Genomic DNA, 12,456 nt, shown 5'->3' on the forward strand with positions numbered 1-12,456 from the left:
ATGCAGCCTCTCGCCATCCGCGGTTTAGTTGATTCGGGTGTGTAGAGAGGCTGCATTTTTCCCATTGTGCACTTATGCGGATCAGCTTTTCATTACTCTTCATCTTGGTTCTCTTCACCGCCTGCGGGCCGGGGAAGGGCCGCATCCGAATTGAGGGAAAATTAAAACACCTCGACAAGGCCGAATGCTATCTTTACGCCGAAGGAGGCGACTTTTCAAAGCCCGATACCATTACGATCAGCGGCGGAAAGTTTAAGTTGGAGAAAGAATTGCCTGAAGCCTGCCTGCTAACAATCCTCTACCCTAACGCTACGACCACGACCTTCATCGGCGAACCCGGCGCCACGATCAAAATCGACGGAGATGCAGGACGCTTAGACGAAGTTGACATCAGTGGAAGCGAACTCAACGAGCGCCTGACCAAGTTTCGGCAGCGGCAAGTCAAGAAAACGAAAAGCGACCAACTGATGGCCGCCACGCAATATATTAGAGATCACGCCAAAAGTTTGGACGGACTCGCACTCTACTACAAATATTACGTAGACAACGACGCGACCGACGCCACCGTGGCCCTCGAATTGCTCAACTTATTGCGTAAAGGCCTCCCACAAAGTAAAGCTTTGGTCACGCTGGATGCCGCCTTACGCCCACTCAAGTCCTACGCCGTGGGGCGTACATTCCCTGATTTTTCTGTGCAGACGCTCGCCGGAAAAACTCTCTCGCGTGCCTCGCTCACCGGAAAGCCCACCTTGCTTTTCTGGTGCGGCTTATGGAGCAGCGAGAGTTCGACCGCGCTCAGCGAAGCGCAACGCTTGCAGGCGACATACGCCAATCGGCTAAACATCGTCGCCATCAGTCTTGATCCGGATCCTGAAAACACGCGCAAATATGTTGCATCTTTAGGCTATACCGGCCCATTCGTCTGCGACGGCAAGGTCTTTCAAACGCCGTTGGCCCGACTGCTGGGCGTGCGCAGCGTGCCTTCGGGCTTCATCATCAATACAGACGGCCGCATCGTCGCACGCGACCTCCCCGTCAGTCAATGGGACGCTCGATTGCAGTCTGTCGTCCACTAAAACCCACGCATTTTTTCAGCCTGAAATCTTAAGAAAAACCTCATGTTTGCCAAAATCAACAGTGCTGCGCTCAACGGACTAAAAGCCATCTCCGTAACGCTCGAAGTGAATGCCTTTTTGACGAAAGGCGGCGACGGAACGGAATCAACCTTCTTTATGGTCGGACTCCCCGACAACGCTGTGCGCGAAAGCAAGCAGCGCGTACTGAGCGCACTGGCCAATTCGGCTTTCCGACTGCCGCGGATGAACGTGACGGTCAACTTAGCACCGGCCGACATACGCAAGGAGGGAAGCGGCTTCGACTTGCCGCTGGCTGTGGGCCTCTTGAAGACGACCGACATTGTCAAGGCCGACCGCCTCGATGAGGTGGCTTTTGTCGGCGAACTCGGGCTCGACGGCACGATCCGCTCCGTTCGCGGCGCCCTGCCCATAGCCATCGAGGCGCGCAAGCAGGGTTTTAAGGCGCTCTTCGTGCCTAAGGCCAACGAGCGTGAAGCCGGCGTCGTCAATCACTTGAAAGTTTACGGCGTGAAGACGCTTAAAGAAGTGGTCGACGCGCTCAACGGCAACCTGAGTTTAACGCCCGTAGCGGTCAATACGCGCGCCGATTTCTATGCCGCACAAACGGCCTATCCGCTCGACTTTGCCGACGTCAAGGGCCAAGTTGCAGCCAAGCGGGCCTTTGAAGTGGCCGCCGCAGGTGGACATAATCTGATGATCGTAGGCTCGCCCGGATGCGGCAAGAGCATGATGGCAAAACGCCTCCCCTCTATCCTACCCCAACTGACTTTGGCGGAGAGCTTGGAGACTACGCAGATTTACTCCATTGCGGGCGAACTGCCGGCAGAGACGTCGCTCATAGCGCGCCGGCCTTTTCGCAGTCCGCACCACACCATATCCGACGTCGCACTGATTGGCGGCGGTATGACGCTGCGCCCCGGCGAGATTTCGCTGGCCCACAACGGCGTTCTTTTCCTTGACGAACTCCCCGAGTTTAGCCGGTCGGCGCTCGAGACGCTCCGCCAACCGCTCGAGGATCGTGAGATTACGATACGCCGCACGCGCTATGCCGCCACGCTACCTTGCTCTTTTATGCTCGTAGCAGCCATGAATCCCTGCCCTTGTGGCTACTACAACGACCCGGCCCACCAATGCACGTGCCCGCCCGGCAAGATTCAGCATTATATGGACAAGATTTCGGGGCCGCTATTAGACCGTATCGACCTACAACTTGAGGTTACGCCCGTCGGGCTTGAAGAATTGCAGCGCGCACCTTCGGGCGAACGAAGCGAAAGTATCCGCGCCCGCGTCATCAAGGCGCGCGACGTGCAGACGGAGCGCTACAAAGACATTCCGGGACTCCACTGCAATGCGCAACTCTCTGCGGCGCAGATTCAGCAGTTTGCACAACCCGACGCGGCCGGTGCAAACGCATTGGCGGGAGCTATGAAAAAACTCAACCTTTCGGCCCGCGCCTATGAGCGCATCTTGAAAATGGCGCGCACAATCGCCGATTTGGCCGGCAGGGATCAGATCGGTTTCGACGACGTTGCGGAAGCCGTCAGCTATCGCAACCTTGACCGCGCCGATTGGGGCGAAAGTTTTTAAGCCTGTCGCCATCGCCCACCCTTCACCTGCATTTTCCATCGCCCATATTCGACCTCAGCGGGCCGCATCGCGTGTTTTTGCATCCCGCCCCTTCGTTGCCAAAAGGCGAAGTAGCCTCCATAGCGCTGCAGCGTCCGTAAGCACACCCCACCCCTTCGTTACCCATTGTCAAAATTGGAATAAGGTTCTTTATTCCTCCCGTTATCCCACACATTTTCACCCGATATTCCACGCTCATTTCCCACCTCCGACGTTTTTTATCGTGAGGTGAAGCTCTTTTTATCACGAGCGCAAACCTTTGTTCTCGTGAGCGCAAACCTTTATCATCGTGAGCGCAAACGCCCCGCGCTGAATGTGGAGCGTTTATTCCCCAATATTTCAGCGCTAAAAACCCCATTTGCGGATGTTTTTGAAAGACCAACCCTAAGGGGTTGTCAATGCGGCGGTGCGTTAGGCAGGGTTAAGCCGCTTTGCACCTTAACCCTGCCCTGCCAAAAGACTAACCCCGATGGGGTTATTTGCAGGCGTGTGGTTGTGGAGGTGGATTGGCGGGGTTAACGTTTGGGCGTAAGCGTGCGTAGGGGTGGATTTTGAGGGGTTATTTGTAATTGTGTGGTGGCGAAAATGGGTTGGCAGGATTAACGTTTGGGCGTAAGCGTGGGCAAGGTTGGATTTTGCGGGGTTATTTGTAATTGTGTGATCGTGGAAATAGGGCGGCAGGGTTAGTTTTAAGTTGCATGCGAAGAGTATGTTGGCTTCGATAGATCGTTTGCGGCAAGGCCGCGTTAAAAAATGGATTGGAATGACTCATAAGCTTAGTTTGGGCGAGTCTGTTTTGTAAAGAATTGCGCACGAGATCCGACATCGATTCAATAAAGAGCGACAACAACCCCGTTAGAATGGTCGTCGGTAAGTTCTCTCTTAGACGATAATGTTTGTTATCAACAATAAAGGGTGGCCAATAGCGATAACAACCCCTTAGGGTTGGTCTTTTGGCAGGCCGGGGTTAAGGCACGATGTGGCTTAACCCCGGATAAAGCGATGGAAACGAGTGCAACCCCATCAGGGGTTGGTCTTTCACCGTGGCAGGGTTGAGGAGCGGAGCGGCAACCCGGGCACTAACGACGTGAGTCGTTGCTCATGCGAATTATAATTGGGTTTGTTTCCGTTGCGATTCGACTTGCGGATGTTTTTGAAAGACCAACCCTAAGGGGTTGCCAATGCAGGTGCGTGATAGGCAGGGTTAAAACGCTGCACATTTTAACCCTGCCCTGCCAAATGACTAACCCCGATGGGGTTATTTAAGACGGAGGGCGCGAGAGCAGGGGAGGGGATACAAAAAAGCCTGCCCCAAAAGGCAGGCTTATGGATTAGCATGAGGCGAAGCGTTAACGCGTGATCGATATTTTCTGCGTTAATTCTTCATCACCGCTCTTTATCTTCACAACATAAACACCCGGTTGGAGCGTCTTGCGATCCAGCGTGCGGAATGTGCCGTATGACATAGTGCGAACGAGTTTACCGTCAAGACTGGTCAACACGACTTGTGCGTCGTCGGCCACTTCTACGACGCGAACACCTACGGTACTGCAATTCTTCAACAGGAAGTGCGTGACATACATTTCGCCGGTGTAGCGATCTTGCTTGATGCGCTTCGTTTTGCCGTCGGCGCCTACTTCATCTAAGCGGAAGTAGCCGGCTGATATGCCGTCTTTGCCTTTATCGTAGAACTCCAAAGAGTAGCAGTCGTCGCGCTCGAGCTTCAACATTGTCCTGTAATTTTTCTGCTTTTCCGTCATCGGCTCACTTTCTTGAACAAGGTCGCCGGAAGAGTTGAAGAGCTTCCAAGAAGATTCCTCGGGCTTGTTGTCAGTCACGAAATTGAGGCGCACAGCATTGTTGGCCGTGGGTGCAGACTTGAAAATGAGTTCATATTTAGGCGTTACTTCCGATGAACCATTGAGATCGCTAAGCCAAATCGCCACCTTGTTTTCGTAAGTCTTTTCGTTGAGTTCGAAATCAGTGAAGGCGGGCGTTGTAATGGTCGTCTGCTGCGAAACATCTAAGTCGCCCGTCCACGGTGTCTGTTGCGTCTTACCGTTAACACTAACATTGATGGTAGCCGATTTGAGGTGGCTCTTGCCTTGGTTGCAGAAGCTGACCGTAGCCGTGAGGTTGGGCGTACAGATGTCGTCGGGAAGGCCTTTTACTTCGAGGATGCGAGCTGCATCTGCCTCGTTGTGGGGGTAGGGGAAGTATGTACAACCCACAACTTTTTTATTGGTGTCGTCTTGTACAAATACTACGACGCCCAACTGCTGCTCATTGGCGTAATTTTTGATGGCCCAGTCGACCTCATACGTGTAAGGCTGGCCCTTAAAGAGCTTTCCGGAGAGGGAAGCGCCTTGTCCGTCGGGGAGAATCTTACGTGCGCAGAAATAGAATTCCTTCTCGCCGTTGCGGGCGGGCGTCGTCCAGTTGACTTCTTCTTCGATGGGCACGACGAAGAGGTGCATCTTTTCGTCGTTGATCTCTTCGAGGGCCGTAAGGTTGACACTGACGGTGAGTTTGTGGTCTTTGATGTTGATTAAACCATCGATCTTGACGGGCCTGTTTTCTTTGTAGCCGTAGTTGATGTAACTCGTGAGCTTAGCTTCGTCCCGTTCCGCGTTGCGCTTGACGCCGTTGACGTACCAGCTGGGCACGCCGTTGACGTTGTAGTAGAAACGGCGAGCATTGAAGTTTTGCGGGTCGCAACGATAAAACTTATCGGCGGGATCGGGGAAACTTACGTGGTATTTAATGGCCACGCATTTGCCGACAGTCTTACGAAGGGCGGCATCTAAGTAAGGCGCGAAACCGGCACAAGGACCACAACTCGTGTTGGTGAACTCTTCGACGAGCGCGAGCTGCTTTTGTTCTTGAGCAAACAGACTGCTCAGGCCCATAAATAGGGCGAAAATAAGAAGTAAACTTTTCCTACTCATAAAAATTTAGGTTAAGGTAAACCAATGTTATCTACTAAGAACGGGCAATTGGCTTATGATCGCTGCGACGGCAATGTTTTCCGGACAACAATGCGAAGTCGACATGCCTTTTCTGTACGCAAATATACAAACTTGAAGAAGATTCTCACAATTTTTAGCAACTAAAATGTGAGCTGTGGAATAGTTTGGGCGAGAAGCAGAACTCATTCCATGCGAAAAAGGACTTGCGCCGCTGTAAAGCAACAGCAGAATAGCACCAAATAAAAGGGAAACGCTCCAAAAGAAGAGGCTAAAACGCATCTTTCAAAGCGCACACGATGGCGTAAAGCTGTCGTAGGCGCGCCTTTTTTATTCGTTAGCGCTTGCTCTGTTGAAAAAAGACCGTATATTTGCATGCTATTTGCAACATTTCGGAAAACCAAAGCAAAAATCAAATCAATAAATAAAATCGACAAATGCAAAACAAAGGATTTGTTAAAGCAATTGCTATTCTGCTAACGTTGATTTGCCTCTTCTATTTCTCTTTTTCCTTCGTAACCAATCATTACGAGAGAAAAGCTGAAGCTATGGGCCCTGTGGCCGGCAAGGCTTACCTCGACTCGATGATGAACGAGAAGGTTTATTTGAACTGGAAGACGCTGAAAGAATGTCAGTCGTTGCAGATCGGATTGGGCTTGGACCTTAAAGGAGGTATGAACGTCATCCTCGAGGTTTCGGTGCCTGATGTAGTGAAGAACTTGGCCGGCGACAACGCCAAAGCACCTGCTTTCCAAAAAGCAGTGGACCAAGCACGCGAAGGTTATAAAAAAGGCGACGGAGATTTTGTTGAGCTCTTCGTAAAGGATTACGCCGAAGCCAACGGTGCGGGCAAACTTGGCGCGCTCTTCGCCGCACGACTCAAGGAAAAGAACATTACGTTCAACTCCTCGGACGCGCAAGTGCAAAAGGCGCTCGAAGAAGAAGTAGACGCAGCCGTGGCCAACTCAAACGAAGTCGTTCGTTCTCGTATCGACCGCTTCGGTGTTGCGCAGCCTAACATCCAAATCCTTCGCGGTAAAGGTCAGATCGGTCAGATTATGGTCGAAATGCCCGGTATCAAGGAACCGGAACGTGTGCGCAAGTTGCTGCAAGGTAGTGCCAACCTCGAATTTTGGGAGACTTATACACTGGATAAGATCAACGCCGCACTACAAAGCATCAACGAAATCGGAACTGCGTCCGACTCTACACAGCAACAAAAGCAGAGCGGCAAGCCTCTCTTCCAGATGCTCAGCCAACAAAACACCAACCCGCAAGGTTGCATCGTAGGCTACGCAGCTCCCAAAGACACGGCAGCTATAGATAATATTATATATAGCGAAGCTGCGAAGAGCAAATTGCCGGCCGACCTTGTACTCCACTGGAGCGTAAAGCCGGAGATGGGGCAAGCATTTGCGCTCTACGCGCTCCGCTCTAACGGCGGACAACCTGCGCTTCAAGGCGACGTAATCGCTGATGCAAAGGACGACTTCGACCAATATCACCGTCCGATTGTCTCTATGACAATGACCAATGATGGATCGCGCGAATGGGCAAACATAACTAAGAAGAACCTGCACCAGCCGGTAGCCATCGTGCTTGACGGTTACGTTTACAGTGCACCGGTTATTCAGAACGAGATTAACGGCGGCACGTCGCAAATCTCAGGCCACTTCACGACCGACGACACGCGCGACTTGGCCAACGTGCTCAAGAGCGGTAAAATGCCTGCACCGACCAACATCGTCCAAGAAGAAACCGTCGGTCCCTCATTAGGTTCAGCCTCCATTCAAGCCGGACTCTACTCTTGTATTGTAGCGTTCATCTTGTTGATGATTTTCATGTGCTGCTACTACGGTATCATCCCCGGTATGGTGGCCAACATCGCTTTGGTCCTCAACTTCTTCTTCACGTTCGGCGTCTTGGTTTCCTTCCAAGCAGCTTTGACGATGAGCGGTATAGCCGGTCTCGTCCTCTCCTTAGGTATGGCCGTCGACGCCAACGTATTGATCTACGAGCGTACGAAAGAAGAGTTGCGCAACGGTAAAAACATCAAGTCAGCCCTTGCTGCCGGTTACGGAAACGCTTTCTCGGCCATCTTCGACTCCAACCTCACCTCAATCATCACCGCGATTATCCTCTACAATTTCGGTACAGGTCCTATCCGCGGTTTCGCTTTGACGCTCGGTATCGGTATCTGCGCCAGCTTCTTCACAGCCGTGTGGATCTCACGTATGATTTACGAACGTCAGATGAACCACGAGCGCTGGTTAGGCCTCACTTTCTCAACCCCCTTGACGCGCAATTTCCTCACCAACGCCCATTTCCGTTTGATGAAGAACGCGCCCAAGGCCATGATCGTCTTCGGTTTGATCGTTCTCGTCTGCATCGGCTCGCTTGCTACGCGCGGCCTGTCGAAGGGTATCGACTTTACGGGCGGTCGCAACTTCGTCATCGAGTTTGAAGACAGAGCCATCACGCCTGAGAAAGTAGATGCAGCCGTAGAGCGTGTGATTAAAGCCAAAGACCCCAACGCTACGATTAGCGCCATCGAGGTCGTAACGGCTCAGAAACGCGCTGTGCGCCTCACGACCAACTACATGATCGACAGCGACGCAGCAGACGCCGACGAAGTAGTAGAGAAAACCGTCTACGAAGCATTAAAGCAAGGCAAACTCATCACTGCCGACTACAAGACATTTAAAGATCGCGAAAACCGCACCGGCGGATCGATCGTAAGTGCCCAGAAAGTAGGCCCCGCAGTAGCAGCCGATATGGCCAAGGGTGCGATTATCTCCGTCATCCTCTCGCTGATCGCCATCTTCGTCTACATCCTCGCCCGCTTCCGCAATGTAGCCTTCTCCATAGGCTCAGTATTGGCCCTCACAGTCGACACTTTGATCATCGTAGGTATGTATTCTATCTGCTGGGGATGGATGCCGTTCTCCCTCGAAGTGGATCAGACGTTCATCGGAGCGGTCTTGACAGCCATCGGTTACTCTATCAACGACAAAGTGGTTGTATTCGACCGCATTCGTGAAAACTTAGGACTCTATCCGAAGCGAGAAACGGAGCGCCTCTTCAACGATTCGCTCAACGAGACTTTGGCCCGCACGATTATGACCTCAGCTACGACGTTGCTCGTCCTCCTTTGCATCTTCTTCTTAGGTGGCGACAGCATCCGCAGCTTTGCTTTCGCAATGATTCTGGGTGTAATCTTCGGCACACTGTCTTCCATCTTCCTCGCAGCGCCCATCGCTTTCCGCACATTAGGCAAGAAGCGCGTTGTTGAGGCCGCAGTAGCCAAGGCGTAAGTCCCCCTTTTCGCTCCCGCTGTTCGAGGTGCGATAAAGAAACAACCAACATATCATTCGCCTGCTCTTCATTGAGCAGGCGAATTTCTTTTATCCCCAAGCGAAAGTCTCTCTCGGTCGGGCATCGTGTCCCAAGCCCTCCTCGCAACGTGCGGCCTTGAATGTTTTTGTTTCAAACGATTCGTCTCTGATCATTGATAATACCTCATCAAATTCAATCCGATTTTCACATAATCCGCGCCGCCCACGCCTCCCGCCGCAAATAACCCCATTGGAGTTAGTCTTTTGGCAGGGCAGGGTTAAAATGTGCAGCGTTTTAACCCTGCCTAACGCGTCCCCGCATTGACAACCCCTTAGGGTTGGTCTTTCAAAAATATCCAATGATTGACATGCAACGCAAACAAACCCAATTATAATTCGCATGAGCAACGACTTATGTCGTTAGTGGCCGGGTTGCCGCTTCGCTCCTCAACCCTGCCACGGTGAAAGACCAACCCTAAGGGGTTGCACACTATGTATGCTTGCTTATCCAGGGTTAAGCCACGCTGTGCCTTAACCCCGGCCTGCCAAAAGACCAACCCTAAGGGGTTGTTGTCGCTATCTGTGGCATCGGGGTCGAATTATGCCTGCCCTGTCATTGTGTGTATGCACCTTTTATTTGACCTACTAATCAATCATATTGAATGCCTACGTCTTCCGCCTCAAATAACCCCATCGGGGTTAGTCTTTTGGCAGGGCAGGGTTAAAGCGCTCGCGTTTTAACCCTGACTAACGCGTCTCCGCATTGACAACCCCTTAGGGTTGGTCTTTCAAAAACGTCCGCGAATCGGTACGCAATGGATACCCTCCAAATAATAATGGACGAGATCAACGACTTGCGTCGTTAGTGGCCGGGTTGCCGCTACGCTCCTCAACCCTGCCACAATGAAAGAGCAACCCCTGATGGGGTTGCTCTCGTTTCTCTCGCTTCATCCGGGGTTAAGCCACGTTGTGCCTTAACCCCGGCCTGCCAAAAGACCAACCCCGATGGGGTTGTTGTCGCCATTTAACGCTTTGAGGTCGAATTATGGGCTCGCCATCATTGTAATGCTTGCGCACTCGATTTAGCCTACTAATCATTCCAATCAAAACTCACATCCTTCTACCTATAAAGCATCCCATCTAATCTCATATCTAACCATACTAAAGGTTCAAAAACCAACACGCACCTCCTATTCTCCATCAATTCCGCCTCAAATAACCCCATCGGGGTTAGTCTTTTGGCAGGGCAGGGTTAAAGCGACAACGCTTTAACCCTGCCTAACGCGTCCCCGCATTGACAACCCCTTAGGGTTGGTCTTTCAAAAAACATCCGATGGTCGAAACGCAACGAAAAATGACAAACTAACGATGCTCAAAATCCCCTTTCTAACCATAAAAAATACGCGAACAAACCGATGACGGCTTATTCGCGCTGTTTGCGCTCACGATAAAAAGAGCTTACCCTCGTGATAAAAAAGGTTTGCGCTCACGAGAAAAAAAGTCTACCCTCACGAGCGTAAACCAAATTGGAGAGGCGTGCGATGCTTAGAATGGGCATAAAGGCGCGCAATATCAAGGCGAAATAAGTTTCCGGCAAAACTTCGAGGACAACATTTTCCGACAAACAGCGCCGCCACTCGGAGAGCGGGTAGGGGAGTAGAGCCGGTCTCGTTGCAACTTGCGGCGTGGGGCGAGTGTGGAGAGAAAAGAGGCGCGCCGCAAAACGTTTTGCATCAACCTGCCAATACGTAAAAAGGCCAAAACAACGGCTCGTTGCCCGCATTCAAGTCTTTCGTCTTCAGCAGCGCATACGAAGGAGCTGTATGAGCATTTTAGGGGAGACGCCACAAAGACTTTCCGGCTTATGGGTGAGAGGGAAGCATGCCGCGGCGGGGAAAAGGGCCTGTTGCAGCAAACTATAAGCGTGTGGCGGCAGGGAAGAAGAGAAGCACGGCGGGAGAGAGGAGTAACGCAACGGACAAAAGGAATAGCGCAACGAGAGGGAAAAATGCCACGGCGGGAAAGGGGGATGCGATAGAAAAAGGAAGGGATGCCGCAGCGGGAGAGCGGCGCGTCACGGCAGGAAAGAAGCGTACAGCGGTGGGCGAGAGCAACGCATTTACCAACGTTTTATTTCATTTTTTAGAGAAAATGGGAGTAGGGCGGGGCACTTTTTCTTTGTTTTATTTACCTTTGCGCGCAAACACCGGACACTCGGCGCTTCGAAAACGGAAACAGGGGCAAACAATCCCTTATATCCTATCTAAAAATCGACATAAAACCGCATAATCTTATGAAACGCACACACACTTTTCAACTGAAGGCACTCACTTTTCTACTCCTCTCGTTCTGCTTCCTGACGGCGCAGGCGCAACGAAAGGTTCACTTCGGCGCAGGCGTAAACTACACGCTGCCCATCGAACGTTATACCGCCGGCGAAACACGTTTTGGCGTTTACTTAAATGGAACTTACCGACTGGCAGATAGAATTGACGTGGGCCTAACGGCGAGCTTGGACGAGCCATCTTACGTAGTCCACGAACCGGATGGGACTTCGCTCTGCTACGATGCGCACGCCTTGTCGTTTGTGGCAAACGCGAATTATACATTTCCGCTCAAGACGCCCAAAGTGTTGCCTTTTGTCGGAATGGGATTGGGCCTTTCCTTTGACAATATCAAAGACGGCGTATTTTCTGACGGACATAAGCTCCACCCCGTCGCAGTGCCGATGGCCGGCGTTCGATTCTTCAAACATTTAGATCTGACGGCGCGCTATTATATCACGGATAAGAAATTTGACCGCCTGACGCTCTCGCTTGGTTATACGTTTTAAGTGCGACTAAAGCAGGGCCACGACATCTCCATAAGCCACATAAGCAATGAAAAGAAACATCATTTTCCTCCTGTTTACGCTCTGCGTGTTGTCCTCACAAGCTCAACGCAAATTTCGCTTTGGCTTAGGCCTAAATTATCCCATTCCTATCGAAAAGGGATGCAACGATTTGAGCTATCCCGGCATTTATCTTAATGCGAGTTACCGATTGACGGATCGTATTAACGTAGATTTAGGCTTGCATGGCGAAAAGTGTGCTTCAAATCTCGACACATCCATTGAAGAAACCTCCACATTGGCCATCGTACCCGGAGTAAACTACCTGTTTCCTTTGAAGACGAAAAAAGTACTCCCTTACGTGGGCCTTGGTACCGGTATTTCTTTTGATAATTTTGGGAAGGGTGTCTTTGGCCATGGGATGCACCTCCATCCGGTCTTGGTGCCGAAAGTCGGCATCCAATTTTTCAAGCACTTGGATGTGACTTTCCGCTATTATATTACACATCCCGACTTCGACCGCTTGATGGTGGGCATTGGCTATACCTTTTAAGTGCGGCTATTTGCGGAGCAAACTTTGGGCAAAAGCAGAAAAATGCCTA

The 12,456-nt window shown here is 51.5% G+C and carries 7 protein-coding genes; 6 read left to right on the forward strand and 1 reads right to left on the reverse strand.

The window, feature by feature from the left end; genetic code table 11:
* Positions 1–74: 74 nt before the first annotated feature.
* Positions 75–1,076 (forward strand): TlpA disulfide reductase family protein, encoded by a 1,002-nt coding sequence (locus GCWU000325_RS08905; RefSeq protein WP_006256136.1) that lies wholly within the window; start codon positions 75–77, stop codon positions 1,074–1,076.
* Positions 1,077–1,118: 42 nt separating this feature from the next.
* The gene (locus tag GCWU000325_RS08910; RefSeq protein ID WP_006256137.1) at positions 1,119–2,684 is read left to right on the forward strand and encodes a YifB family Mg chelatase-like AAA ATPase; all 1,566 of its coding nucleotides are present in this window, start codon (positions 1,119–1,121) and stop codon (positions 2,682–2,684) included.
* Between the two features lie 1,388 nt (positions 2,685–4,072).
* On the opposite strand, the gene GCWU000325_RS08915 is transcribed toward GCWU000325_RS08910, so the two are convergent.
* Positions 4,073–5,671: a T9SS type A sorting domain-containing protein gene (locus GCWU000325_RS08915; protein WP_006256139.1), complete on the reverse strand. Its 1,599-nt coding sequence runs from the start codon at positions 5,669–5,671 to the stop codon at positions 4,073–4,075.
* A 455-nt stretch (positions 5,672–6,126) separates the two neighbouring features.
* Here GCWU000325_RS08915 and secD point away from each other — a divergent pair, with 455 nt between their 5' ends.
* The 4 genes from secD to GCWU000325_RS08945 all read left to right on the forward strand — a co-directional run bounded on the left by secD (position 6,127) and on the right by GCWU000325_RS08945 (position 12,407).
* Positions 6,127–9,003: a protein translocase subunit SecD gene (secD, locus tag GCWU000325_RS08925; protein WP_006256144.1), complete on the forward strand. Its 2,877-nt coding sequence runs from the start codon at positions 6,127–6,129 to the stop codon at positions 9,001–9,003.
* 1,947 nt (positions 9,004–10,950) lie between these two features.
* Positions 10,951–11,313, forward strand: coding sequence for a hypothetical protein (locus tag GCWU000325_RS08935; RefSeq protein WP_154646633.1), 363 nt, complete (start codon positions 10,951–10,953; stop codon positions 11,311–11,313).
* A 4-nt stretch (positions 11,314–11,317) separates the two neighbouring features.
* On the forward strand, positions 11,318–11,857 hold the full coding sequence (locus tag GCWU000325_RS08940) for an outer membrane beta-barrel protein (protein WP_006256147.1): 540 nt from the start codon (positions 11,318–11,320) through the stop codon (positions 11,855–11,857).
* Positions 11,858–11,903: 46 nt separating this feature from the next.
* Entirely contained in the window at positions 11,904–12,407 is a 504-nt protein-coding gene (locus GCWU000325_RS08945) for an outer membrane beta-barrel protein (RefSeq protein WP_006256148.1), read from the forward strand.
* Positions 12,408–12,456 lie beyond the last annotated feature (49 nt).

Source organism: Alloprevotella tannerae ATCC 51259 (assembly GCF_000159995.1).
Taxonomy (GTDB): domain Bacteria; phylum Bacteroidota; class Bacteroidia; order Bacteroidales; family Bacteroidaceae; genus Alloprevotella; species Alloprevotella tannerae.